At 47.0% G+C, this 26,192-nt stretch carries 19 protein-coding genes; 2 read left to right on the top strand and 17 right to left on the bottom strand.

All coding sequences use genetic code 11. The annotated features are described in order from the left end of the window. Positions 1–6: 6 nt before the first annotated feature. The 13 genes from CBE68_RS07045 to CBE68_RS06985 form a co-directional block, all read right to left on the bottom strand. Complete coding sequence (locus CBE68_RS07045; RefSeq protein ID WP_087505372.1) at positions 7–1,305, bottom strand: DNA-processing protein DprA; 1,299 nt, start codon at positions 1,303–1,305, stop codon at positions 7–9. Then, complete coding sequence (locus CBE68_RS07040; RefSeq protein ID WP_087505371.1) at positions 1,305–3,434, bottom strand: RecQ family ATP-dependent DNA helicase; 2,130 nt, start codon at positions 3,432–3,434, stop codon at positions 1,305–1,307. Before CBE68_RS07040 ends, CBE68_RS07045 begins: the two co-directional genes overlap by 1 nt. A gap of 26 nt (positions 3,435–3,460) precedes the next feature. Then, positions 3,461–4,684: a restriction endonuclease subunit S gene (locus CBE68_RS07035; protein WP_087505370.1), complete on the bottom strand. Its 1,224-nt coding sequence runs from the start codon at positions 4,682–4,684 to the stop codon at positions 3,461–3,463. Next, positions 4,681–6,822 carry a class I SAM-dependent DNA methyltransferase gene (locus CBE68_RS07030; protein ID WP_087505369.1) on the bottom strand — a complete coding sequence of 714 codons (2,142 nt, stop codon included), beginning with the start codon at positions 6,820–6,822 and terminating at the stop codon, positions 4,681–4,683. Before CBE68_RS07030 ends, CBE68_RS07035 begins: the two co-directional genes overlap by 4 nt. Positions 6,823–6,941: 119 nt before the next feature. Then, positions 6,942–7,499, bottom strand: coding sequence for a PIN domain-containing protein (locus tag CBE68_RS07025; RefSeq protein ID WP_087505368.1), 558 nt, complete (start codon positions 7,497–7,499; stop codon positions 6,942–6,944). Continuing rightward, the gene (locus tag CBE68_RS07020) at positions 7,499–8,641 is read right to left on the bottom strand and encodes an XRE family transcriptional regulator (protein WP_087505367.1); all 1,143 of its coding nucleotides are present in this window, start codon (positions 8,639–8,641) and stop codon (positions 7,499–7,501) included. Before CBE68_RS07020 ends, CBE68_RS07025 begins: the two co-directional genes overlap by 1 nt. Before the next feature lie 71 nt (positions 8,642–8,712). Next, complete coding sequence (locus tag CBE68_RS07015) at positions 8,713–10,311, bottom strand: Tn7-like element transposition protein TnsE (protein WP_087505366.1); 1,599 nt, start codon at positions 10,309–10,311, stop codon at positions 8,713–8,715. After that, entirely contained in the window at positions 10,298–11,812 is a 1,515-nt protein-coding gene (locus CBE68_RS07010) for a TnsD family Tn7-like transposition protein (RefSeq protein WP_087505365.1), read from the bottom strand. Before CBE68_RS07010 ends, CBE68_RS07015 begins: the two co-directional genes overlap by 14 nt. Continuing rightward, positions 11,812–13,470, bottom strand: coding sequence for an AAA family ATPase (locus tag CBE68_RS07005; RefSeq protein WP_087505364.1), 1,659 nt, complete (start codon positions 13,468–13,470; stop codon positions 11,812–11,814). The genes CBE68_RS07010 and CBE68_RS07005 overlap by 1 nt, the downstream gene beginning before the upstream one ends. Continuing rightward, entirely contained in the window at positions 13,470–15,542 is a 2,073-nt protein-coding gene (locus CBE68_RS07000; RefSeq protein WP_087505363.1) for a Mu transposase C-terminal domain-containing protein, read from the bottom strand. Before CBE68_RS07000 ends, CBE68_RS07005 begins: the two co-directional genes overlap by 1 nt. Continuing rightward, the gene (locus CBE68_RS06995; protein ID WP_087505362.1) at positions 15,529–16,353 is read right to left on the bottom strand and encodes a TnsA endonuclease N-terminal domain-containing protein; all 825 of its coding nucleotides are present in this window, start codon (positions 16,351–16,353) and stop codon (positions 15,529–15,531) included. The genes CBE68_RS07000 and CBE68_RS06995 overlap by 14 nt, the downstream gene beginning before the upstream one ends. Positions 16,354–16,497: 144 nt before the next feature. After that, positions 16,498–18,333: a glutamine--fructose-6-phosphate transaminase (isomerizing) gene (glmS, locus tag CBE68_RS06990; protein ID WP_087505361.1), complete on the bottom strand. Its 1,836-nt coding sequence runs from the start codon at positions 18,331–18,333 to the stop codon at positions 16,498–16,500. 39 nt (positions 18,334–18,372) lie between these two features. Further along, positions 18,373–19,155 (bottom strand): DeoR/GlpR family DNA-binding transcription regulator, encoded by a 783-nt coding sequence (locus CBE68_RS06985; protein ID WP_087505360.1) that lies wholly within the window; start codon positions 19,153–19,155, stop codon positions 18,373–18,375. Positions 19,156–19,360: 205 nt separating this feature from the next. On the opposite strand from CBE68_RS06985, the gene CBE68_RS06980 reads away from it, so the two are divergent. After that, the gene (locus CBE68_RS06980; protein WP_087505359.1) at positions 19,361–20,149 is read left to right on the top strand and encodes an SDR family NAD(P)-dependent oxidoreductase; all 789 of its coding nucleotides are present in this window, start codon (positions 19,361–19,363) and stop codon (positions 20,147–20,149) included. Here the strand turns inward: CBE68_RS06980 and CBE68_RS06975 are convergent. Together CBE68_RS06975 and CBE68_RS06970 are read right to left on the bottom strand one after the other, a co-directional pair. After that, positions 20,130–21,461: an MATE family efflux transporter gene (locus tag CBE68_RS06975; RefSeq protein ID WP_087505358.1), complete on the bottom strand. Its 1,332-nt coding sequence runs from the start codon at positions 21,459–21,461 to the stop codon at positions 20,130–20,132. The two genes, CBE68_RS06980 and CBE68_RS06975, sit on opposite strands and share 20 nt — an antisense overlap. Before the next feature lie 28 nt (positions 21,462–21,489). Next, on the bottom strand, positions 21,490–21,891 hold the full coding sequence (locus CBE68_RS06970; protein WP_087505357.1) for an ester cyclase: 402 nt from the start codon (positions 21,889–21,891) through the stop codon (positions 21,490–21,492). A 237-nt stretch (positions 21,892–22,128) separates the two neighbouring features. On the opposite strand from CBE68_RS06970, the gene CBE68_RS06965 reads away from it, so the two are divergent. Then, on the top strand, positions 22,129–22,905 hold the full coding sequence (locus CBE68_RS06965; RefSeq protein WP_087505356.1) for a hypothetical protein: 777 nt from the start codon (positions 22,129–22,131) through the stop codon (positions 22,903–22,905). On the opposite strand, the gene mgtE is transcribed toward CBE68_RS06965, so the two are convergent. Beyond that, positions 22,819–24,165, bottom strand: a complete 1,347-nt coding sequence (gene mgtE, locus CBE68_RS06960) for a magnesium transporter (protein WP_087505355.1) — start codon at positions 24,163–24,165, stop codon at positions 22,819–22,821. The two genes, CBE68_RS06965 and mgtE, sit on opposite strands and share 87 nt — an antisense overlap. Positions 24,166–24,275: 110 nt before the next feature. After that, a complete protein-coding gene (locus CBE68_RS06955; RefSeq protein WP_087505354.1) occupies positions 24,276–26,189 on the bottom strand; it encodes a monovalent cation:proton antiporter-2 (CPA2) family protein in 1,914 nt (637 codons plus the stop codon). Positions 26,190–26,192 lie beyond the last annotated feature (3 nt).

Raw genomic sequence — 26,192 nt, 5'->3', positions numbered from 1 at the left:
ATATTTTTACGGCTCTACAATTTGATAGCGCACAGGCCGGTTAAGTTTTTTAACGAGTCCTTCGTCTTTCGCTTTATTTAGCCAAGCAGTCAACTGGGATTTATGTAAGCCGGTTTGCTCAATTAGCCCATCTATTGTCACAGGGCTCTCTGCAATCTTTTTGAGCTCAGTCATGAATACTTGATAAAAATCAACAGATAAACCACTGTCGACAGGAGAAGCAGGAACCCTTTCTGAGGGCTCATTAACAGCGGGTTTAACTTCCTCAACAGGCTCCACTATGAGTGGCGATTCGATTGCTAAAGAGGTTTGCTCCACTGGCTCTGCAAATAAGTCTTGCTGCTCGTCTAGGGCTACCGAACTGCTAACTTTCGGTGTTATCAGTCCAACGACATCAATAGCTGCAACATCGTCAGCACACCATTGCCCGCCTTTCGTCACTAAATCAGGGTTGGCGGCTTCAGTATCATCAGTAGGCTTGATCCACAGAGGTACCCAACCTTTTTTAAGGTTTTCTTCTGCACCACTAACTGTGCCACCTTTTTTACCTGAATGAACAACTACTGCGCAGTCAGCCAGGCAGTATATGTATTTGTTACGGTCCATCGCGTTGAATTTGTTGAATCCAGCCTCTGGATTAACAGGAGAGATCAGAACAGTATTGCCATTCATCAAACCTGAGCGCCACTTCGCAGAGGTTGCAGCTCGAAGCAGACTGTCAGCAAGGATGCCTATGACAATACCGCCAGCGTTCATTGCACCAATCATGGCGGCTTCATCTACGCCCCTAGCACCACCGGAGACAGTGCCAATATTGTGAGTAGCAAACTTAGCTCCAAGTTGCTCAGTAAAGCTTAGGTCCGAAGGGGTTGCGTTGCGCGAGCCAACCACTGCAATGCCTCCTTCGTTAAGAAGCTCCTTCGGCCCGCACCCGTAAAGAACTGGTGGCGCATAGTTGCCTAGCTTCTCCAGCAGTCTCTTAGGGTACTGCTCCCGGTCTGCACGAGTGATCACCCATAAGCCAGCTCGGCTCCATTTTTCAAGCGCCAACGCCATGCTATGACCACGCAGTAAAAGCTCTGCAATACGGTCTGGCGTGATCTTTCCCTTGGGATCTCGCCATCGAGATAGGATTTGGTCATTATCGTTGTTCAACAGCTCAGACGGGCTAATACGATTAAGCTTGAGCCAGTCAGCAAAGCGGGCCCATTCGGCAATCGTTAAAGGTTTTGCCGCATCCTTGCTTTGCTTCCCAAAGTAGCTGGTCAGCAACAAGATTGCTTGAGCTATTGAAGATATGTTCATTATTCTTTCACCGAAGATGAGGCTAATGCGACAGGGTAAACCAAGCCGCTTCCCGCCCGCTGCAGCAATGCTGCGATAACGCTTAGAGTCCAACCCGAATCATATACATCATCAACTAATAAAACAGGCTGTCCTTCACGGGATTCAGTAATTTCAAAAACACCATCTAAATTGTGGCACTGATGAAAACTATTCTGTTGACCTTTCTGCGGTTGATTGTGACGCACTTTGGCAACCGCATCTACAAACGGCAAGCCAAGTTTTGCGGCTAATCGCTTCGCAAAATTTGGTACGAGGTCAGGGTGGTTTAACGAAGGAACACAACAAACCCAAGTTGGCGCAGGGCTTGGCTGCCACCTTTGCTGGATCATTTCAGCAGTAGCATCGACGAGTTCGTCGGGAAACGTACCAGAATGCTTGCCGTTAGCAACCGTTTTGCCCCAACCGGCATCGTTCCAGCGAGCTAAAACCCGGCCTGGTTGAGAAGCCAAATCCCCCAACAATCTTGGAAATTGGTAAGAAGGGAAAGCACGCTCTGTTTCCGCATTTGATGGTGCGACTTGTTTTCTTGGCTGAATAGTTATTTCTGAGTGCTTAAGAAATATACCTGCATTGTGCGCCAACGTTTCGTCAACCCTAAAATCAACAACAGGCTGGTTTATGCAGCTAGAGCATTTACCACAAGGAGTAGGGTCATGGTCATCCAGAGCTTGCCTGAGAAATGTCATCTTACAGCCAGCATCAACTAGGTAAGCCTGCACCTCTTGCCACTCTTGAATACGTTGTCCTGTTAGGTGTGCGATTCGTTGATGGTCCATTTGATAGGGAACAGGCGTTCGCATCCAACGGGTGCCGACCTTGATCACTGGAGCTGGGTTTTCAACACTCAGCAGTTTTATGACTTTTTCGATTTGGCCGTGCCGTAAATTCGTCTGCTCTTCAATGCCACGCACAGATAACCCATCTGCATTTTCGAGAGCCTGTAAAATCTCCAGTACCTGAGCTTCTGAAGGGAAAGCTGAGCCTCTAAAGAATTCATGAATATCTTCATCTTCAGCACCAGACAACAGGATGCCAACTGCATTATCAATACCGCGGCCAGCACGACCAACCTGCTGATAATAAGCAACGATAGACCCTGGTGCTTGAAAGTGAATAACAAAACTCAAATCGGGTTTATCGTAACCCATTCCCAAAGCCGTTGTTGCTACTAAAGCAGTTACGCCATTTGCTAGCAGCTGCTCTTCGAGGTATTGCCGGTAAGCATCTGAATCCTCTTTGCCTGCATGGTTTACAAAATTTGGATGTTTTACGCCACTGTAATATGGCAGAGCGCTAACCCCTTGCTGGTTTAGCCATTTTGCGACCAACTCGGCATCACGCTGGGTTAGGACATAGACAATCCCCGTACCAGACAAGGTTGGAATGACTTGAGCGAGCCATGCTAGACGCGAAGCTTGATCGGGAAGAACCATGGTTTGTAGCGCTAAGCTTTCCCTGATTAGCGGGCCTCGTTGTATTTGAATATCACCTAGCTGAGCTTGGATATCTGCAACAACACGATTATTGGCTGTGGCAGTTGTACCAAGTACCGGAGTATTGTTCGGTAACTGGCGCAAAATATTAACGATACGGCGATAGTCTGGCCGGAAATCATGCCCCCAATCCGAAATACAGTGAGCCTCATCAATCACCATAAGCGAAATGCTGTCAGCAATAGGCCGAAGTACTGTTTCTATGAATGTGTCATTCGCTAAGCGTTCAGGGGAAATTAACAGGCAATCGATTTGGTTGCTGAGGATTCGCTGCGTCACCGCCTGCCAATTAGCGGTATTTGTAGAGTTCATTGTCTCTGCAACAATGCCTAAGCGTTGAGCTGACTCGATCTGGTTTCGCATTAACGCCAAGAGTGGCGAGACGATAATGGTGGGGCCCATGCCTCGGTCTCGGAATATCTTGGTGCTAATAAAATAAACCGAGCTTTTACCCCACCCAGTGCGCTGTACAACCAGCAACTTTTGGTTGTGGTTAACCAGCGCATCAATGGCCTCCCATTGGCCATCTCGAAATTCAGCCTCTGAGTTAGCCAAGGCGGTTTTTAACAATTGTTGTGCTGTAAGCATGTCCATGCCAATACTCCTTATCAATCCGTGAATTAAACTTCTAGCTCTCCGCTCATTAATTTGGGTAGCAACAAGTCTCTAGCTTTTGCTAGTGACGCACATTGTTGCTCTAATAAAAACTTCTGACTTATAAGTGGCGAAACAACATCTCTGAATTCTTTTTGCAGGCACTGACTTGGAACCAAAAGTTTTGCTCCACCTAATACTTGTGCATTTGCGTTTGGTTGAGCAGCACCTCCAGCGTTGCTACGCACATAATCCTTGTAATTCTCAGACTCCATAAAAATACCCAAAAGCAAATCGTCTATGATGGAATTATCAGCGCTGAATTTGACCAGGTATGATGCGTAAATTACGGGCCCTCTCAATGCCGGAATTCTTTTAGCATAACCAACCGTTGCTCCTGTCCTAGCAACAACAATATCGCCTTCTTTTAGTTGATATTTTTTAGTTGTAGCTTCACCGGTTTCGCAAAACGGGACATTTGACCAGTTGATCGAACTAGGCACAATGTCTGTGATTCTTAAAAACTTGGGCCCAACAGCTTCGTGGTTAGCGCTTGCTGTGTATCCATACTTAGGCTTTTCACAACACTCTGCCACAGATAGCCTACTCCACCCATCCGGCACGCCATCAACAATCTTGGCTTGCTCGTGGCCCGGGAAGCGCAGGTGAACAAACCATTCCTGATAGAGCAGGCGAGCAGATTCTTCGAGCAATTCAATACGGCGACGGTTGTTTTCGATAAGGTCGTCGTAATTAGTCAGAACATCAGCAATCTTTATCTGCTCATCCATTGGAGGTAAAGCAACAGGTAGTTTTTTTAAATCATTGCCTCGAATACCTGCTTGAACCCCTTGCGTGACTATCGACGTAATCCCGCATTGCGGTGATTTAAAGTAGTAAAAAAAGAAGTTCGGATAGGCAATATCTTTCCTTAATCGGACTCGGATAATATGGGATTCAAAAGTAGTTTCTTCCGAGACTGTTTTAACAATTGAACATTTGCCCGCTCCAGACAATACGAGAGACTGGCGAGCAAACAGTAAATCTCCCTCATCGACAAGCATTGTTTCTAATTCTTTTTCGTTCATCGGCACTAATTCCATGTCAATTGTGCCAATTCGGTCATGAGCAAATAATTCGCCCATGTTTATCATTTTTATGCCGCTGCCTCTTACTCGAGCTGGACGAGTCAGACCATTTTTTGACGGAATGGCGTAGAGTGACTCAAATGGAACTCGCTCCCAACTCATACTCCCAGTTCCTCAAAGTTTCGAGCGATTTTGTCAGCCAATTCGATTGATTCAGTATTTAAGCCCTTCAGCTCGACATGGATATCGCGCAATGCTTCTTCAAAATCGAAGTCTTCATCCACTTCATCTGGTGCGACGCCCACATAACGGCCCGGTGTTAGGCTCCAGTCTGCGGCTTCGATATCTTTGATATCCACCAACTTGACCAAGCCGTCCACATCACAGAGTTTGCCTTCAGGAAAGCGGCTCAATAACCAATGAGCCTGTTTGTAGAAGTAACGCACTTGCTTGAGCTGTTCGACTGCCAGCTTACGAGCCTCATCGGCAGCTTTCTTCAGATTGTTGCGGCCTCGACCATTTAGCTTAGTGTTGTCCCAGAGAATGCTCTCTTTCGCGCAGTGAGACTCTGCAAAATCAATCGTTCTAGTCGCGAGTTTGTATGCATGATCGATATCCTTGATAAGGCTTCGACTGTTCTCAGCTAGATCTTTAAGGCAAACATCCTCTTCTACGAATTTGTACAAGCTTGAAGCATCAGGGTACTCATACTCGTTCCAATACTTACGAAAGTCTCTTGCTGAGATCTCAAAAGCGGACCACCCATCCTGAACAAGGCTTTTCGCATTGAGGAACTCGTCATACTCTTCGACTCGGACACCATCGTCTTCCAACTTAGACATGAAGTCGCTGAAAGCATTTGAAAGTGAATCTAAAGCATCTAAATAATCTGGAAGAGGGAAACAATTTAGGGCTTCTGAGTTAGCACAAAATTGAGCTTCAAAAATTGTTTTGTCGATATACGACCTAACTAAATCTAAGAAGCGCTCTGATTCGCCACGATACAGCCAAGAGATCGCCGTTAAGTTTTGCTGCTGCTCAGGGCTAAAGTCATATATCTTACGGGTGACTTTGCGATAGACGTTGCGCGCATCCAGCATTAGCACTTTGTTTTTCAGATGGGCTGGCTTGTTCTTATTCAGGAACCACAGCTGACAAGGAACTGCGCGGGTATAAAAGAAATTGCCGCGCACATCAACCATGATGTCGACATATCCAGATTTTACTAACTGCTCACGCACCTTAGCTTCGTCTCGCCCTGCACTTGAAGCCTGGGATGACATAACGAAGCCGGCCTTGCCCACTTCGTTTAGGTAGCTGTAAAAGTACTGAATCCACAGATAGTTAGCGTTGCTGATTTTCTTGTTTTTGTTTACGCCAGGCAAACCAAAAGGTAAACGGCGTTTGTCCCCTTTGATTTTGTCTGCATCCACTTCATCCACATTGAATGGCGGATTAGCCATCACATAGTCCACGGAGCCAAATAGGCCTTGGTGAGGATCGTTGTAGTAAGTAATGGCACTCTCGCCACCTTCTACATTGCCTTCTAGGCCATGTACCGCAAGGTTCATTTTGGCTAAGCGTGTTGTTACACGGTTTTTCTCGTGACCATAAAACGTAAGCTCATGTGGATCTTGCCGGTGACGCTCCATAAAGTGAGCACTTTGCACAAACATGCCACCAGAGCCGCAAGCCGGGTCAAAAATTTTGCCATGGTCAGGTTCTAGGACATTTACAAGAAGCTGCACAAGTGAAACAGGGGTAAAGAATTCACCGCCATCATGTGCTCCTTGGTCGGCAAATTGAGTAAGGAAGTACTCATAGATTCGACCAAAAATATCACCCGTCGCCTTTTTCAATTCTTCAGGATTAAGCGTGCGCAACAACATGCCAAGTACATCATTGGGGATGTTGTTGTATTCCTGCTTGGGCAACTGATTACGTAAGTTGGCATAGTCAGCTTCAATTGAGTCCATGGCTGCGATGATAGCTTCGGCTCGATTGTCGGCATCAGTTAGGGCGATGAGGTAATCGAATTGCGCCTCAGCCTTAAGGAAGATTGCACTTTTTTTAGAAAAATCTTCTTTGGTCAGCGAACGTGTCTTCCCACCTCTGCTTGGCAGTGTTGCGACAATGTCATCTTTTACTGCTAAATAACGACTAAACGCATGGCGCAGAAAGATAAGGCCCATGACGGGCAAGAAATATTCATTACTGGCCAGCTCAGAATTAGCTCGCAATGTATCTGCGGATTTCCAAAGACGTTTTTCAATTGCTTCGATGTTTTCTAATTGTGCCACAGGTATTTTCCTGAAAGTGAACCTTGCTGAGGTCGCAACGTGTATGGGGTCTACACACTACTTAAATGTGAGAAATTTTAAATGACAAAAAGCAGCTTTTTGTTTTTTTCGCTTTCAGATTAAGCGGATTGGTCAGCAAACAAGCGCTTAAAGTCAGCAGCAAAATTAGCAGGCTTATCACCGAAGTGACTCCAGTATTCGACTAGCCCATTAATCGTTTTCATATCGGTGTGATTGCAGTCCAGCATCAATCTGAGAAGCTCTAATGTGGTCATGACTTTCGCATCAAATGCCTTGGCTAACTTGATCATGTCTTGGTCATCTGTGACTACAGGGACATTCAGCTCAAGTGCATAAGCAATATACAGCGCATCAACCCGAGAAGGGCCTGGCAATTCTGTTTGAACATGATCCCAAATGTAATCAAACGCCTCATTGATCAACCTTTTTTGCTTCCTTCCTACAACAGGAAAACTCTTTCGATTCTCGATGAATTCATCTTCTTCGGTCCAAGGAAACTTGCTTTGAAGCTTCCGGCTTGAAAGCTCTTCATTGAGCTCTGGCAATATGTAGAGGCAATAGTCCTCATCGCCAAAAGTAACAAAGAGCAGGGGACGTACTGTTTTAGCCAGTCTTAGGTAGGAGTTAGTATCAACTAGAATTTTCGATTGAGGCATTAGGTCAACTCTGTGTGGATACTCCGTGCGTCAAGGAGCGGCATATCCAACACAGTTTGAACAAAACCAGGGCCTTTATCGTTTTCTTTAAGGTACTTTTTGAGCATTTCGAAGAACGGTGATTCAAATTCTTTTGTCGCTTTCTCTATGTACTCTCTAGCGCTTGGATTCCCCTGTTCATCTTTGTCTGCGTTACCAAACAGAGCTTCGCTTAAGTTGAGGTATTGTTGGTTGAATTTGGTTACCGCACCGTAAAAGGATTTACCAAGTTTTATGTCTGGTTTACCTTCGTGCTCAGCATACGCATTGACTTGTTGCCAAACTGAATTTGGAGAAATCACATGTTCTTTCGCTAGTTGCTTAAGCGTATTTATTTTTGCTGCAGTTGTTGGCTTTCTAGAGAGTACTCCGTAAGTTTTTTTGGCTAGATCATGGGGGAATAGCAACTCTCCAGCGAAAGCGTCGGCAAAATCTTCAGCTTCGTTACCCTCTAAGCTCGGCGATAAACAATGACCCAACTCATGGGCCATCCAAAACTTAAAGTCATGGATATTAGTATCTAAGTTTAGATAAACCCATGTAGTGCCCGAGTCTGGTAGGTGGATGTGAACTGCGTTTTCATGACGCTGTTTTGTTCCCCACATCACAGGCACGACAACAGCCTGCAATTCTCTAAAACGGCGAATAAGGTGGTCAAAGTCTACTGTTTCACCGGGAGCAACATTAATATCTTGCCTTACCTTAGAGGCTACCTTTATTAGGTAGTTGTAATCACAACTAGGAGATTTGAGGACTGGCGGCATTTCTAACGTATCAAATGCCCAATAAGGCACTAAATGACGTAGAAAACGGCCTATTTCCTGAGCTTTTTCAATATGATGATCTTTGGTTTTGGCTCCGGCTTTTTTACGAAATGCGACTCTCGGAGTATGAAGCTCTTCTTTGATAACAAGATCATCAAACGAAAGTCCGAGTAGCTTCCCGAGCTGAAGAAGCTTGCCTGGCCTAGGAAAAGACTTATCACGAAGCCATTGAGACACAGCCTCTTTTGTTACGCCCAAAGCATCAGCTACTGCAGTTTGAGAAAGGCCTGCCTCTCCCATTGCTTGTTGAGCTTTTTCTATGTTCAGTCTCTTTTTCATGCGTGTAGCATATGTTGAAGTCAAGTTTTGTCAAGTTGCATGACAATTGTTGATTCAATTTTTGATACTTATCAACGAGTCATCCAATTTATGAAGCGTTGCGCCCAAGGGGAAATTTCCTCAGGAGGAAGTGAACCCGGGTTTTTAGACTTCGGATGCGGAATGCCGACAAACCCACCTTTTCCCAATTCAGATTTGAATAAATTTGTGGGCCAACCTAGGGATTTTTTCATCACGCCTTGGGCTATTTGGTGAATATTCTTATGAACCCACCGCTCTTCGTTTACTCCCTTTATCATCATGGTCGATAACTTTGCAGCATTATCAGACGTATCGATCTCAAGCAGAGAAATATGTTGGTCGTTGCAAACTAGCTCTACCAACGCTAAGCATCGAGGGTTTTGGGTATCAGACAGCCAATGTTTTTTGCCCTCGCCAACCCGAGGCAATTTTTCAAGATGTTGATTTAGCACTTCACAACCATGTTTGGCCTCTAAGACCGCAACCATATTTAGAAATGATTGGAACTTTCCAAGGTACAAGTGAATATCATCTGTTTCATCATTTAGATTATTCCAAGCTCCTCCAGGGAGAGCCCCGGACTCTTCTTTTTCATTTGGGCTTAGGTCGTTATCTAAAATTTCTTTATCGCCACTACCTAAGACGTTATTCACAGCCTTTGTTTTGTAGGCTATGCGGTTTGTCAGATGAGGCGTTTTGAAGGACACAGCAACCTGTTCGGACATCAAAGATAATGTTGCCTTATCAGAGTCGGATAATTCATCATCATCTAGTTCGAAATGTTCTGGGGCAACTCCTTGTTTACCGTCGCCTTTAGTTGGCTTTCCTCCGACCCTGCGTTCATAGCCAGGATGGTAAAAATCAATCTCTCCCTCAACATCAGAGGGCAGACCACCTAATTTGCTGACCTCCCAGACAAAGAATGTATTTGACGCTCGATCGTCCCAACCTCTAGCTCCGAACTCTACGTTCGACAGAGGTGGCGGAGCAAATTGAAAATTCCAGTGTAGATAGTTGCCCTTTTGAAATTGGTACTTAGCTAAATGAAAACTGATGCTTTCAAAAGACGCTCTTGCTGCACGGTCTAGAAGAACCCAACTTAAAAATCGTCGATTATCATCTCGATTGAAGTAAGAAACAGGATACTCAGCTCCTTCGCGTACCACTATTAATGGCTGTCCATCATTTCTTTGGCCGAGCATAAAATCCTCGGCAAGAGCATTATGTTGAAGGCTTAATCGAGCAAGAAAGGGATCGTGGTAGAACAGCACACGCGCCATTTCTAACTGTGGAATGAAGATTCGAGTTCTGCCTACATTGGTAACAAAGCAAAACTGATTGCCGTCATGTCCATGACGGTGTGCAACAAAAGCAGGGCATTCTGACGCTTTATGTACCTGCCATGCTTTAGCATTGTTGATAACAAAATCGATTGTCTTACCGGCTGGAGCATATTGCTGAGTGGGGTTTAAGACTCGTTTTCTAGCTAGGACAGGAATATTGCTGAAGTGCATGCTTTTTGACATGCGCCCCGAGAAGTCAACATTGATGGCCCAGTTTTTTCTTTCAAGCCCTCTAAATAGAGAGCCTAATCCTAGAATTTTTGAGTCATCGTTGAGCTTCTTAAACCTTCCATCACGCTTGCTCATCCAATATCTCCTTTAAAAGTCTAGCGACAACACCTGTCATTCGCTCATCACTCAAACCTGCTTTCCGTAACAAAGACCAGCGCTTCACATCAACACATTCGTTTTGCATCTCCAACCAAGCCCTTGCAAGCCTCCTAGCTTGATACTCTGATGTGCTCTCGGAGTAGAACGAAAGAAACTTTGAGCAACGAGGTAAACGGTGCAAATTTTTTTCGATCATTGCGCGCTGCCGGAGCTGATGAATGAGGAACGTACGACTAAGAAGGGGAGCCAGCAAGTCCTCAGATAGCTTTTCAAACACTCCTTTTAGCTCACGAGCTATCAATCTGTCTCTTTGTGCCCAGTCGACCCTATTGTTGATAATTTCTGTAGGGGTATGAAAAATATCATCGGTCTCAATAAGCCAATCATGGTGGTTTCGGTACAGTCGAGCGTAGAGCGCAGGGCTGTGTTGACGCGCAAGCTTAGGAGACAAACGTATCAGGATTTGTTTCCAGTGGATTTGATCTAAAGTCAGTGCTCCGCTTTGAGGAGCTGAGAGCTCGTCGTTTGATTTGGTGCTCTCAGCATCATTATGGCCTTCGAGCTTAGATGCTATTTCTATTGCTACAGAAATGGGAACAAGCCCCCCAGATATCGCTGTTACCGCGACTATATGCTCGGCAAAACTAAAGCTCTTTCGGTGCTTTCGAAACAAGGTTTTTAGCCAAGATGTTTCTGAATTAGTTGGAAGAATTCCTGCTTCTTCAAGCCACCTTTTACCCCAGAAGTTCACGACAGCTTGAAGAATCCTGGCATGATCAATTTTCGCCCCAGTTCTGAACCCGTAAGTTGAGGCGAGCTGCTGATAAAAACTAGACCATTTAGAAAAAGTAAGCGCTTTGCTTTCAAGGTGAGTTAGTTGATCAACCTGTTGGGCAAAGATTTGATCGTTGGGTTGAACCTCCTCTGCCCCCAGAACCTTCGCATTTTCAACAGAAAAAAACGTGTGGCGGTGCTCTCCATCAAACCCTATATCCGTTAGGTATAACGGGCCGTGCTTGGGGCAAACTTTAACAAGAGGAATTTGCCAAATTCGCTTCCAGTAGTACTCTCCATGCTGAGCTAATTGATCTTTCAAGCAACTAGGACAAACATAGAATTTGGTCTTTGATTTCACTCTAGAAGCCGCAGACCCACTAGCCAAATGAGCCGCCCCCTGAGAACTACCTGCCATCCATAGTTTTAGTTTTGACAGCCTTTCCTTTGGCAAGAAGGGCATATACATAGGCCAAAGTGTATGCTTAAAGATTAATGAAGAAACGCTGAGGTGTAGACTTGGAGGGTACTGCTCAGCCAGTATTTGGACGTGGCAAGGTAAATCCACAGTTGCTATTACTTTGCGGTTTGAGAACACTTTGTCTAGCAACTGCTTCGGCGAAGTATCTCCGTCATGAACGCCAGCCCTAGCGATAGTGCTATAAAGCAGCTCCTCATCATAAGGTACGGGAAAGCCGAGCATCAAATTCCGGTAGCCCAGCCGTCGAGGTCGAACATTTCTCCATTTTGTTCTAGGTGTTCAACAAGAGATATCTTTTCACCTTTACAGTAAGCGTATTGATACCGAAGATCCTTCACACTCAAATCAAGCCAGTCTTTTTCTCTTACTCTATTGGTCGGCTTGCGTCTCTCAACTGACTTGCCAGCAGATTGATACCACTCCACTAAGACGGGAATCATTTCCGGAAGACTAAGATCTGGTCGCTCTTTGAATATCCTCTCAACCAATTCGGCCACCACGTCTTGCTCAAAAGACGCTTCGATTTGAAGAATCAAGTTAAAGAGCCGTATTGCATCTTGGTTACCACCGAATCGTTTTTCTTCTTGTTTTTGCACACCAGACAGTATTTCAGAGCCTAATTGAATGATTCGTTTGTCTAAATCGACAACCCTCATATCAGAATATTTTATGATTTTGTCTGCATCACCCGACCGAAGAGCGTCTAACATTGGCTGAACAGGTTTCAACTCCTGCTTGTATACAGACTTTAAAATCCCCACCGTAATTCGCTCTTTCTTATTAGCTATCGCGCGGAGCTGAGCAAGAACAAAGAGTTTTACAACGATGTCCAATACACCTTGAGATAAGTCGTACCAGCACTGTCTAATTTCATCTGTTAGTGGATCATCCCCATGCTTGAGCCACTGATACCTCCAAAGGCTATCAGAAAATCTAACCCAGTTTGGGTTGATCTCAATTTTGTCTTTCTTGTTTACATACTGAGGGATCGTTTCCCAATAGATGGATCCAAGACCCGCACTTCTTCTGCCTGACTGTAATTCCAACTCAAAAATAGGACGAGCCTTTGGGGTGCCGACCAGAACGATTGGAATGCCAACCGTATTCACCAACTCGACAAAGAACTCCAACATTTGCTCTTTTCCCCCAGACCGCACCTGGCTCAAACGTTGAATTTCATCAATAACCAATAGGCCTATTGCTCGGTTATTTGCTGTTTGTCTCATCAAGGCGAGCATTTTGGGTACAGAGAGCCGCTGCTTGGCGTATCGGCGTTCGTAGTCGCTACCGAGCACGGTATCCACTGCGCTGAAAAAATTAAGGCATAGACTCTCGAGATCACCGTTGCTCGGGCATTCAATTTTCAAGTAGGTCACTTGAAAGAAATTATCCCGTTCATGGAAAATTACTTGCGGGTAAGTTTCTAAGACTCGCTCCAGTGACTTGCTTTTGCCGGCCCCAGATATACCAACAAGCGACATGCTTCGGGCTGTAGTTTTTTCTACTGAAAAATTGGCCGTTCCGCTTCCTCCAGACTTGATGAAGTCATAACCCTCTTGAAGCTTCTTGTTGAGGGAACCATCGCTAATATTTCTGCCCACGTATCCCATGCGCAGCATCATGTCGATCTTTTCTTGCAGCTGAACATGTTGAGAGAGGGGCTGAAAATAGTCGTCTAACAGCGAAACGACCATATGCATTCTTGATTTAGGGTCAGCCAAACGGTCAGACGGACAAAACTCTATTTTTCCTTTGATACTTTGGGCCGTCTGCGCCACCGATAGAATAGGGGGAAGCGCCTCTATAAAGGGGTTGCCGTCATAACGCTTGATACCAGTTGATTTATAGGAGGCGATTACATAATTTTTAGGCAGTTCCATCAATCATCTCCATCATCGAACAGTTCATCTTCATAGTCTGGATAGTCATCGCTATCTTCCGGAGGACTCAGATGAACAACGTCCGCAGCCTGCTGGTCTGTTTTTACTTGTGGCCTCCGCTGGTTACGTTCCATTTCGAGTTGCTCTGCTCTGGCCTTGCCAACACATCTTAGGCGCTCTGCATTGGTAGCAACCGGCTTAGGCGTTTGCTTTAACGCGGAAGAGATAATGCTTTCCACTCGCTCTTCATGATCTTTTCTCAGCTTATCTGCGTGCAATTGATCCTTTGAAGCTTGGATTTTGGTTTGCTTTTGCTTACGCCAAATTTCCCAGAAAGTCAGTCCCCGGTACTCCCGCGATAGATCAGTTATTCGACAAACCCAGTGTTCTCGGCTTCCCTCGGAATGAAACAGATAGATTTCATCTGCAAAATTGGGATCGTAGGCGACTTCTACTTTTTCTGGTCGGTTGATACGACCTGTTCGGTGCATCCACCCTAGCTCAATAATTTCAGGGGCAGAGTAATAAACCCCGAATAGGCATATCCCTTGACTAGATGTTGTAGCCCTATCTCTAGGAAGTAAGCTAATTCGGACACTTGTAGCATCAGCTTTACGTAATCTACCCGTGCGATTTTGTAGTCCCCAATTCCACAAATGAATGGGTATAGAAGGCAGATCTGCGGGCATATCTGCAGCTCGATCATATTTTTTCATGGGGTCTACAAAGTTTCTCATCACAATCGATGCGACGATGATTTCTTTGAATTCAGAGATGGTTAGCGTGCCATCAAGCCAGTAATTGTTCCCCCCTCTCTTCTTCACTGTGAATCCGGTAACCTCTCCAGGAACGAAACGTTTAAATTCAGCTTGGACTACCCGAAATCTCTGCTCAACGATGCCTTTTGCATCACCTCGAAAAGGGGGAGTATTTTCAATTCTTATATTATTACTCGACTCAAGCCCTTCAATCTGGTGACCTAACAGCTCTCCGCGATCAGCTAAGATTGCTTCCGGCAACCCAGGAGCCGGCCAGGAGAGCTGCTCGGTATCGATTTCTAAATCCTGAAAAATAGAGTTTTTGTTGGTTAAAGCTAGATGAAGAGCTTGAATCGCGGCGACATAAGATGGGTTTTCGAAACCTATATACCAGCCAACAACAAACCGCGAAAACACATCTACTACGATATACACGGTGGGCCTACCAACCGGCTGATTTCGGTCATGGTCAGATACTAAGATTACGTCTGCAATAGTTGCATCTATTTCATAGCGTGAGCCTGGCCCCAAAGCTTGGGTCGTGGCAGTACTCAATATTGGGCGGACATCCTTTTTGTAGATGATATCTGGTACTTTCGCTTTGACCTTTTCCACATAACTGTATTCACGGTCAAAGAAGTGGCTAAGTTGACGTTTGGTAGGTTTTTCAGTTTCCGCTACCCCGGGACATATTTGCTCATAAAGCCCCTTTAACTTCCTGTGAGCCCGAGCTAAAGAGAAGTTCTTTTTGAGCACGTATTTGTCAATGATTATTCGAAACAGCTTCTCTGTGGGTTCATCGACCAACGCTCCACGCCCCTCCATAATGCTTCTCGGCCTACCAAGTTTCTTGTCTTTGGCAACCCGCTTCTTTCCTTTTGCCCCGGAGTTTTTGTAATCAGGCAGAAGTGCATTTGGTGTCTGACCTCGCTGCCAAAAACGGCGGATCAATTTGTACAAATAAGGCTTCGATACATCTCCGGTTGCTACAATTTGTGAAAGGAGCTTGCTACGAACTCGCTTAACATAGAAATCGGGAGCCTCCACCAAAGGCAAAATTATTTTGTAATTTCTATCTCGAATGAGTGTATTTTTGGACTCTTTTTCTGGCTGCAAATCTCTGACAAAACCAAAGGGATCATCAACACGCACCAGACTCTCTTCAAGCATTAGATCGTTAAGTTGCTCGATACTAATAACTTCTGGAAATGCCTTGGAATCGGAGAGTGATATCCAAACAATCCGGTGTCCCTCAATCAAGAGAACCCGGTATAAATGCTCCCCTAGTTTAAGCACTTCATTAATTTGAAACACGCCACCCCTCCTCCCAAGCCTCTATGCTTTCGGCTGTTAAGTCTGCGCAGCGCAACTTTATGAATGGTATCGAGATATCGAAGTGGAAGTAGCGCAGGGCAAGCAGTCGCTTCATTTGATATAGACTTTCCCCTGGCTCATGGCCATACGCAGAATCTAACTGGATACATAAATCCACTATTCGGAGGTTGTCTTGTTGGTACAGTTGCTTAAGGAAAAGATTAAAATAGACGGCAAGCTCTTCTAAATCGAAGCTACTACCAATATGGTTGTACAACAGGTTGATATTTTCGAAAACAGTTGTTGGCACCTGGTTTTCTGTCACTAGAAAGAAAGGAACCTCTTTCTCACGCCAATAAGAGCGCTCAATTTCAAGCTTTTCTATTGTTCTTGGCTTAGAAAAATCGTCTTTAGATTTTACTTGTATCACAATTCTCGGCCGACCTTTTTCATCAGCATCTACCACAAAGTCACTACTCATATATTGGTCGACATTATGTGAATTGGGGTGGGCGATACCTAATTGCTGGCTAATTTGCAGAGTCAGGGCTCGATCTAGCGGGAATTGTTCCCTGATGTCGGTTGTGGTTTGCCGCCACTGCAAAAGAAAAAATGTAGCTAGCTCTATGTCTGATAGGAGGTGATGAGTGCGTTGAGTTATGTGGCCAAAAACTCGGTGAGAGCGGCCTTCAGAGGGAACATCTCGAACAGTAAGCCAAGGCTTGTAGTCGGAGCCCGTGCCTTGACCTCGCCCTTCTTTTATCCAGCGCTTATTCTTAGCTTCCGAATTCCAGTATTGCTTCTTAGCCATAAAAGTTTGCCACCTGAACCTCGTCTACATTGAAACGTAGTCCAGATGGCAATGGTTAACAACTTTATTGTTTTTTTAACCACTTTATTGTCTTGTTATCTACTTTATTGTTTTCCGACAAAACTCTAATTTGTTGTCGTGCAATTATTCCACAGTGACCGATTTTGCCAAGTTGCGAGGCTGGTCGACGTCGGTGCCTTTAATCACCGCAACATGATAGCTCAGCAATTGAAGCGGCACGGTATAGACAATCGGGGCCACCAATGAATCGCAGTGCGGTACTTGAATGACTCGCATGGTTTCATCACTGGCAAAGTCAGCTTCTTTGTCGGCAAACACGTACATGATGCCGCCGCGAGCACGCACTTCTTCAACGTTCGATTTTAGCTTTTCCACTAGTTCGTTATTTGGTGCAACAACGATGACTGGCATTTCGGCATCAATCAGAGCCAAGGGGCCATGCTTTAACTCGCCTGCGGCGTAAGCTTCAGCGTGAATGTAGGAAATCTCCTTAAGCTTCAATGCCCCTTCCATGGCGATAGGCGATTGATCGCCGCGGCCCAAGAATAGGCTGTGGTGCTTGTCAGCAAACTCCTCGGCCAGATCTTCAATGTCGTTATCCAACGATAATGATTGTTCCAGTTTGGCTGGCAGTGCCTGAAGAGCGCTGACAATGGCTTGTTCTGTAGCTGGGCCCTGTTCGGTTTTGTTGCGTCCGATAGCGGCCACTAACAACAGTAAACCAACCAGTTGAACGGTAAACGCTTTGGTTGATGCCACGCCAATTTCGGCACCCGCTTCCATCATGTAAGCCATGTCTGATTCACGAACTAGCGAAGAGCCAGGGACATTACAAATGGTCAAGCTACTCATGTAGCCTTGCTCTTTAGCAAGTCGTAAGGCGGCTAGGGTGTCGGCAGTTTCACCCGATTGGGAAATGGTGACCAATAGGGAATTGGGACGGACAAAGGATTTGCGGTAGCGATACTCGGAAGCAATTTCGACGTTGCAAGAAACGCCGGCATGTTCTTCAAACCAATAACGGGCAGTTAAACCGGCATGGTAGCTGGTACCACAGGCAATGATCTGAACATGTTCCACTTGATTCAGTAAGTGCGGGGCGGACTCGCCAAAGGCATTATCAACCACTTTGCCGTTACTGATTCGGCCGTTGAGGGTGCGCTGAATGGCGGTTGGTTGTTCGTAGATTTCCTTCATCATGTAGTGACGGAACTCGCCCTTGTCGGTGACGTCATGGCGTACTTCCGATTCACGCGCCGGGCGTTCGACTGGGTTGCCATTAACATCGACAACTGACAGAGTGCGGCGGGTAATCTCTGCAACATCGCCTTCTTCTAAAAATGAAAAGCGGCGAGTAACTGGTAGTAGAGCCAGCTGATCGGAGGCAATAAACATCTCGCCTAAACCATGACCGATGACCAGTGGGCTGCCCGAACGAGCAACCACTAAACGTTCCGGATCATTTTGATCCAGTACCACGGTGCCATAAGCCCCTTCAAGTTGTGCCACGGTTTTTTGTACTGCTTCGCGCAGGCTAGCGGAGGATTTCAGTTCGTGATGAACCAAATGAACGATGACTTCGGTATCGGTCTGCGAGGTAAATTCATAGCCAAGACCTTGGAGCTTTTCGCGCAGTTCGTTGTGGTTCTCGATGATGCCGTTGTGAACGACCGACAAAGTGCCGCTTGAAACATGTGGGTGAGCGTTGGTTTCACTCGGTTCGCCATGGGTTGCCCAGCGAGTGTGAGCAATACCGATAGGGCCATCAATGGTTGATTCAGCTATGGCGTCAGCAAGTTCTTGAACTTTACCTACTCGGCGAACTCGTTGTAGCGCCTGATCACTGTCTAACACTGCGATACCTGCGGAGTCATAACCACGGTATTCAAGGCGTTTTAGCCCTTCAACGAGGATCTCAGCAACGTTACGCTGGGCGACGGCTCCTACGATTCCACACATATTCAGTTCTCCTGATAGTTCACTGTTTATTCGTTGATGTTATTCGTTCACAGGGGCGCAAATGACGGTGACACCCTGCTGTTCAATTTGGCTTTTGTGTTCGGTTGGCAAGTCATCGTCGGTAATAAGGGTCGTGATGCTCTGCCAAGGCAATTCTAAGTTTGGAATGCGGCGGCCAATTTTGTCGGATTCAATCATTACCACCACCTCACGGGCGACGTCAGCCATTTGCCGGCTTAGTCCAATGAGTTCATTAAAGGTTGTGGTACCGCGTTCCAAATCGACGCCGTCGGCGCCGATAAATAACTGATCAAAGTCGTAAGAGCGTAGCACTCGTTCGGCAACCTGACCTTGAAACGCTTCTGAATGTGGGTCCCAAGTGCCGCCAGTCATCAGCAGCGTTGGCTCATTTTCAAGGTTGATTAGGGTCTCGGCAACCTTCATCGAGTTGGTCATCACTACCAACCCATGTTTGCTATTTAACGCTGGAATCAATGCCGCGGTGGTACTGCCGCTATCAACAATAATGCGATTGTGATCGCGAATGCGATCCGCTGCTGCATGAGCAATAGCGACCTTTCGCTTCGAAACATGTTCATCAGATGCTGTGGCTGAGTCTGCTATCAAATCTTGCGGTACCGGAATCGCACCACCGTATCGGCGCAGCAGCAGCCCGCTTTTCTCAAGTGCAGTCAAATCCTTACGAATGGTAACTTCAGAGGCGCCAAACTGTTGTGACAATTGATCAACAGTCACCTTGCCCTGCTGTTGCAGTTGGCTGACGATCTGATGCCTACGCTGCTGTGTGTTTCGTTTTGACATATTGATGTAAGTTTCGACAAAGTGGCTGGATACTAGCAGTGCGAAATAAAAAAGGTCAAGTCGAAATTTAAATGTTTTGATGTGAAACTTTTGTTGGTTTTGTTGATGTTTTTTTAATCGTCACTCTGGGACAGTCTGGTAACGGCAACATTTCATTGAGAAAAGGTCTATCCTAGTGATTCTTGTATTGACGGGGATTGTCGCAATGGCAAAGACGATTTTGATTACAGGCTCAACCGATGGCATTGGTTTGGCGACTGCCAAACGCTTGTTGTCTGAAGGGCATCAGGTGTTGCTGCATGGCCGTAACGAAAGCAAGTTACAAGCGGTAGCTGCCGAGTTGGCAACGATTGGTAAGCTTGATGCCTTTTGCGCCGATCTTTCTGACATTGATGCCACTCGAGCGCTCGTTGCTGCGGTGCGAGACAAATACTCATCGTTGGATGTGTTAATCAACAATGCCGGAATTTTCAGCACGCCACGCCCGCTAAATGCTGCGGGCTTGGATGTTCGCTTTGTGGTAAATACCTTCGCGCCGATAATCATCACCGAAGGCTTACTTGATGCCTTAACGCCTACTGGTCGGGTGGTGAATCTATCCTCAGCCGCCCAAGCGCCGGTTGATTTAGATGCGCTAGTCGGTCGCAAGGCACTATCCGACAATGCTGCCTATGCTCAGAGCAAGCTGGCTTTGACTATGTGGAATCGTTTATTGGCCAAACAACTGGGAGCTCAAGGCCCGGTCATTGTTGCCGTCAATCCTGCTTCCTTCCTAGGCAGTAAAATGGTCAAAGATGCCTATGGGGTGGCAGGCAACGACATTAGTATTGGTGTCGATATTTTGCATCGAGCGGCATTGTCGGAAGAGTTTGCTCAGGCAACTGGCCGCTATTTTGATAACGACATAGGCCATTTCGCTCAGCCTTACCCCGATGCGCTTGATGACACCAAGTGCGAGGCGCTCATGGCAACAATCAAGCCGTTGCTGGGGTAATTGTTGCGCGCAATGAGCGAAGTGCTGTTCGGTAGAGCTGCCAGCTGACAATGCCGGCGGCGAAGTTACCGACCGCCGCGCCCCAGAACACGCCATTAATACCGCCCCAACGCGCGCCGATCCAAAGACAAGGCAAGTAGCAGCAGAGCAATCTAAGCAACGAAGTGAGTAGAGCGGTGGCTGGTTTCCCCATGGCATTAGCTGCTGACACTAACACCATGCAAATACCTAAAGCGCCATAGCTCAAAGGCACACTCCAAAGATAGTCGCCAACGATTGCTGCGACTGTTGGGTCGGACGTCAGCAAGCGACCGATTGGCTGCGATAGCACCATAGTGGTTAGTGCCATCAATAGCTGAAAGCCTGCAACAAAGCATACCGCAATCACCACTAGACGATGGATGCTATCGAAGTCATTGGCGCCGCGAAAGCGGCCAATCATGGGAGGCATGGCCATGGTTAACGCCAATACCACGATAATCGAGAAATATTCGATGCGAGTGCCCAAGCCCCACGCAGCCATGACGTTTTCGCCAAAACTGGCAACGATTGCAGTAGCCGCCATGGCAGAAGTAGGCGGAATGAACTGGCTGGCCATGGCTGGGATCATTATTGCCGACAGACAGTTGAGTCCACGCAAACTCTCACCAATGTTGATTTGCAATGTCAGCCATTGGTTGGCTATCACACGTGGGTAAATAATGATGCAACCGGCAATGAATGACACGATAGTTGCCCACGCTGCGCCGGCAATACCCATATCGAACGTGAAGATAAACAGCGGATCGAGGATCACGTTAATGATGCTAGAGATCACCATCACTACGCCGGGGGCTTTGGTATAGCCATGGGCTCGATAAATGCTGTAGCCGTAATACAGCAAAGCCCCGAGCCAAGCGCTGATGAGCCAGGGCAGCCAGTAACTGCTAGCCAACGGCAACAGCTCTTGTTCGGCGCCAAGCATGGTGAGAATGGGGCGTTGAAACAGCCAAATCATTACACAAAGCAAGCCGATCAGTAGCCCTCCGATGGCAACCACGAGAGAGCCGAGCTGCTTCGCTTGGTGTTGATCATTGGCACCTAGCACTCTAGAAATTACCGCTGTTGTGGCAATACCAACACCGACTTGAATACCGATGATTAGCTGATAAACCGGGATGGTGAAGCCGACGACGGCCAGCGGTTTAACGCCGAGTTGACCGATAAATGCGCTATCGACAAGCTGATAGCTCATGATGGCCAATACCCCAACAATCATGGGTAATGTCATCTGATAGAGTTTGCTGGCCAGCGACTTGGTTGCTTCGGTCATTCCTGCCTCAATTCGTGGTGTTGTTTGGCTACGACGGTTGCTTACGCAATTGTTGTCTTTTTAGCTCCAAATCCAACATCGGGTAGATCGCTTGAATCCGGCCATTGTCGATATCAAAAAACATCATTTCTTCTACCTCGAACGATTGGCCACAGGCGCTAATGCCATCCCACTCATGTTGATGAGTGCCACGCTGAATCAAACGTGCTGCTGCCTTGTTGCCATCCACTAAGATTGTTTGAACATCGAATTGTAAGTTGGGGAAGCATTGGTGTTGGCCAATACCAAATTCAATCAGCTCTGTTAGCCCTCTGGCAATTGCCGAGCCGCGAAAATGCAATGTGACATCTTGGCTGCAAAGTTGTTGTAGTTGCTGGCTGTCGGCAAAGAATACGTCAAAGAATCGGCTTACTAACTGTCGATTAGTCATGTTAGTTGTCTCAAAGAAATCACTGGAGCATTTGGTTTAACTGACACTATAGCGGTTTCATTTTCAATGCAGATAAAAAACTGTTTCGCATCCCCCTGCCGGTGGTAAGTGGACATGATTGTCACTGGCTGGCTTTGTGCGTCATCGCCCATTCACGGTGCCGTTGATTGGTGAAAATTTATACATCTTTAGCGCCAGCTTCTAAGCTCAGATAACAACGGTAAATGGATGCTCGCTATGGAACCGACAGAAGTCACCACTCTTATCGATACCTTTAAATCAAATGCTGGCGCAGGGATACTGTTGCTGCTTTATTACTTGGTACTGTACGGAGGTCGAATCATCGAAGGGTTGGGCCTGAACCGGAATAAAGGTCATCGCGCCAGCGATATTAAAAATCGACTTGAAGTGATTCAGCTGAAGATTGAATTGGAGCAAAAAAAGCGCGAATCAGGATTATCGGCCGAAACGCTTGCTGCCATTGAGGCTGAAACCCTTGAGCAGCTTGGCCCGAAAGACGGTCGTCAGTTTACCAATCAGCAAAAGTTCATTGCCATACCGCTGCTAATTTTGCTGGCTATTGTCACGGTCTCTGAGCTTCGCGATGCCCAAGCGACTGGCGAAGATCCCTTTGACAGCCTCATTGGTTCGGCGTTTTTTGCCATGGTGATTGTTGTTGGCTTCTGGGGCATTGAACATTTGCAAAAGGTCAAATCTCGGCGTGCTAGAGCGTTTGGATTTATTGCTTTTTGGACCTTCGGATTCTTTGTCATTGGCGCTTTTATTGGCGCAATTATGGAGGAGGTAACCGGGGTGCTGCTGACTTCTGAAGACTACGGCGGTATTTATCTGCTAGTTGCTTTCGCGGTTAGTTTGGGTTTTGGTCTGGCCAACCGACTGCCTGGTATGCGGGCAGTCGAACAGCCGTCAGTTAATTTGCAAAATCCAGGTCGCAAAACCGAAGTAGATAATAACACCACTGGCATCAACGATGGTGGTGACCAACGGACCTGACGCGGTCGCCGGATCGAGTTTGAATCGTGACAAGATGAACGGCAGGCTGAGACCAATAAAACTGCCAACTAGCACCACGCAGACCATGGCCAGAGCCACAACGATTGCGATTTCAGGCCCAGATCGGACATAGCCAAGGGCAAACACGGTAATGCCCATGGAGATCCCTAGGGCACTAGCTACCAATAGATCTTTGGCTAGCACCCGAAACCAATCTTTCAACACCACATCGCCAGTGGCAAGGGCTCGAACCATTAACGCAGCAGCTTGAGAACCAGCGTTACCGCCACTGCCAACGAGCAACGGCATGAAAAACACCAGTGCGATATGCGCTTCCAAAGTGTCTTCAAAAAAGGCCAAACCGGCACCGGACAACAAAGCGCCGAATACTAGCAGGACCAACCAACCGATACGTTTACGATACAACTCACTGATGCTTGCTTGACTGAGTGGCGAGCGCATGGAGGCCACCGATGCCGATTTTTGGGCATCGTCTGTTGCTTCCTCTTCGGCGGCGTCCATGGCGTCATCGTAACTAATGATGCCAACCAATTGGTTGTTGTCATCCAATACTGGCAGTGCAATCAGATCATATTGACGGACTTTCTCTACCACTTGCTCTTGCGCCAAATCGGTTGCTACCGCCACCACTTCGGTTTTCATCAGTGAGCTAATCATGACGTCGCTGGGCGATAGAATGAGTTGCTTGAGACTGATGGTGCCGAGCAATCGACGATCCTCGGTGAGCACATAGGCCTGATAAATGGTTTCCTTGTCTGGTGCTTCCAAACGTAATGTTCGGATCGCTTGCTTGACCGTTAAGTTGGCGCTCAAGGTGGCGTAGCTAGAGGTCATTAGCGCGCCCGCTGTGCGCTCCGGATAGCTACACAAACGGCGAATGTCTTCACGCTCAGCATGGGCCAGCCCTGGCAAAATAGCGATACGTTGTTGATCGCCTAACGAATGGAATAAATCGGCTCGTTCATCAGCATCCATTGCCGATACCAAGGCAGCCATATCATTGCGAGGTAACTCTTCGACGAGTGCCGCTTGTTGCCGTTTGGCAAGATATGAAAACAAGTCCGTTTGGTCGGGCAGTGGCAAGAGCTGCAGCAACTTAGCGATTGCCGCATCGGGTTGAGACACCATGGCTTTGGCTATGTCGGCAGGATGATGGTGATTGAAGTCTGCCCGAATCGCTTGTTTGTCGGTGCTGCTCAGTGCTGTTAATAACCGAGCTTGTAATGATAAGTCTGCCACGGTAGTCCTTATGAATCGTTGATCGAGCAACTAAGGCCCAATATGCCCGCTTTGGATTGCAAGTTTATGGGCCTGCTGTTTAAAAACGATTGTTGGACCACCGTACCGAGTTAATGTTCAAAATCATCAGTGTAGCCTTTAGGAGGTGGCGTCCAACCCCGCTCATGCTTGGTATGGCCATCGGCCCGATCATTTTTCATTGCTTGCTGAATACCACTCTGGAGCTGAATGAACAGTTTGCGGTAGTCGTGATCGAAGCGCTCGCCCTCACTGCCCTTAAGCCATTGCTGATATAAGTGGTCATTGGACTCTGCTTCGATTCGGTTAAATGCGGCCTTCTTCTGCTCGACTTCAAACGGGTGAAAATCAAGCTGGCGCATGGCTTCGGCACCGAGTTCAAGTGCTGAGTGGAACGTTTCAGCCACGATGTAACTGGCCCCTGCCTCACGCAGCTCATAGCTATGGCCCCGGTCAAAGGCGCGGGCTAATATTTTCACTTTCGGGAAGCTATGGCGGACGTACTTGGTAAGCTCGACTGCTTCATCGCGATTATCAATAGCCAACACCAGCAAGCTCGCAGATTCAATACCGGCGGTGTGAAGTAACTCTGGCCGGGTGGCATCGCCAAAATAGCTTTTAATATTCACCCGCCGCATATTTTCAATTTGCGATACCTCTAAGTCGAGCACCACAGTTTCAACATCGTTGGCGAGGAGCAGACGATTGACGATTTGACCAAAGCGGCCACTGCCAGCAATCACCACATTGCCCTGTTCCTCTATGGTGTCGTAGGGCTGATCGTTGGCCTGCTGTTGATAGCGAGGCAAGATCACTTGCTGATACAAGATAAACAGTAGTGGTGTTAGGAACATTGATAGCGCCACCACCAGTTGCAGCTGAGCCGCCAATGGCGTTGGCAACACATGTTGCTGGACGGTAAAGCTGAGCAAGACAAAGCCAAATTCACCGGCCTGAGCTAGGCTCAATGAAAACAGCCAGCGATTGCTATCGCGAATGCCAAACATCATCGCCAAACCGGCCAGAACACCAGCTTTGAGCAGCATCACGACTAGCGTTGCGGTTAGGATGAATAGCCAGCTATCGGCAAAAATGCCGAAGTCGACCCCGGCTCCGACGGTAATAAAGAACAATCCCAACAATAAGCCTTTGAATGGTTCGATGTTGGATTCCAGTTCATGGCGAAAATCACTATTGGCTAACACCACACCCGCTAAAAAAGTGCCGAGCGCTGGCGACAAGCCAACCAAGCTCATCAAGGCCGCGATTCCGACCACCAGCAACAAGGCGGTGGCAACAAATATCTCTCGTAGCCCTGAGCTGGCAACGTAACGAAATAGCGGCTGACTGCCCCAATGCCCCAATAGAATGACGCCACCAATACTGGCGATGAGAGTCAGGGCATAGGCCCAACCGGGCAGATCGGCGACCAAGCTCAGTTCTTCATGGTGGGCCGCAGCATCTTTCATTGACTCCGCTGCTTGCATTAATTCAGGCAACGCCAATAGCGGTAACAGCGCCAGCATCGGAATCACGGCGATATCCTGCATTAACAACACGGAAAATGCATTTTGGCCACCTTCGGTTTTGGTCAGCCCTTTTTCATTAAAGGTTTGCAGCACGATTGCAGTTGATGACAGTGAGAAGATCAAACCAATGGCTAACGCGACAGTCCAAGGCTGCTTCATGATTAAGGCAATGGCGGCAATCAGTACTGTGGTGATCAGCACTTGCAAGCCCCCTAAACCCAGTAGCCGGTTGCGCATTTGCCATAGCATTTTGGGCTCTAGTTCGAGACCAACCAAGAACAGCATCATGACCACACCAAATTCGGCAAAATGCTGAATCGTCGTGGTTTCCTGTCCGACAAGGCCTGCTATAGGGCCAATGACCACCCCTGCGAGCAAATAGCCCAACACTGACCCAAGACCTAATTTTTTGGCCAGCGGAACGGCAATGACAGCAGCGAGTAGATAGATGACAGCTTGAATGAAATAAATGGTCACAGC

This window comes from Neiella marina, assembly GCF_002165625.1.
In the GTDB taxonomy this organism is placed as follows: domain Bacteria; phylum Pseudomonadota; class Gammaproteobacteria; order Enterobacterales; family Neiellaceae; genus Neiella; species Neiella marina.
This window is presented reverse-complemented; position numbering and strand designations above follow the sequence as displayed.

Bases quoted from the DNA above. Each gene is read 5' to 3' on its own strand.
- CBE68_RS07045 (WP_087505372.1), bottom strand. From the start codon at position 1,305: ATGAACATATCTTCAATAGCTCAAGCAATCTTGTTGCTGACCAGCTAC.
- CBE68_RS07040 (WP_087505371.1), bottom strand. From the start codon at position 3,434: ATGGACATGCTTACAGCACAACAATTGTTAAAAACCGCCTTGGCTAAC.
- CBE68_RS07035 (WP_087505370.1), bottom strand. From the start codon at position 4,684: ATGAGTTGGGAGCGAGTTCCATTTGAGTCACTCTACGCCATTCCGTCA.
- CBE68_RS07025 (WP_087505368.1), bottom strand. From the start codon at position 7,499: ATGCCTCAATCGAAAATTCTAGTTGATACTAACTCCTACCTAAGACTG.
- CBE68_RS07020 (WP_087505367.1), bottom strand. From the start codon at position 8,641: ATGAAAAAGAGACTGAACATAGAAAAAGCTCAACAAGCAATGGGAGAG.
- CBE68_RS07015 (WP_087505366.1), bottom strand. From the start codon at position 10,311: ATGAGCAAGCGTGATGGAAGGTTTAAGAAGCTCAACGATGACTCAAAA.
- CBE68_RS07010 (WP_087505365.1), bottom strand. From the start codon at position 11,812: ATGCTCGGCTTTCCCGTACCTTATGATGAGGAGCTGCTTTATAGCACT.
- CBE68_RS07005 (WP_087505364.1), bottom strand. From the start codon at position 13,470: ATGGAACTGCCTAAAAATTATGTAATCGCCTCCTATAAATCAACTGGT.
- CBE68_RS06995 (WP_087505362.1), bottom strand. From the start codon at position 16,353: ATGGCTAAGAAGCAATACTGGAATTCGGAAGCTAAGAATAAGCGCTGG.
- glmS (WP_087505361.1), bottom strand. From the start codon at position 18,333: ATGTGTGGAATCGTAGGAGCCGTCGCCCAGCGTAACGTTGCTGAGATC.
- CBE68_RS06985 (WP_087505360.1), bottom strand. From the start codon at position 19,155: ATGTCAAAACGAAACACACAGCAGCGTAGGCATCAGATCGTCAGCCAA.
- CBE68_RS06980 (WP_087505359.1), top strand. From the start codon at position 19,361: ATGGCAAAGACGATTTTGATTACAGGCTCAACCGATGGCATTGGTTTG.
- CBE68_RS06975 (WP_087505358.1), bottom strand. From the start codon at position 21,461: ATGACCGAAGCAACCAAGTCGCTGGCCAGCAAACTCTATCAGATGACA.
- CBE68_RS06970 (WP_087505357.1), bottom strand. From the start codon at position 21,891: ATGACTAATCGACAGTTAGTAAGCCGATTCTTTGACGTATTCTTTGCC.
- CBE68_RS06965 (WP_087505356.1), top strand. From the start codon at position 22,129: ATGGAACCGACAGAAGTCACCACTCTTATCGATACCTTTAAATCAAAT.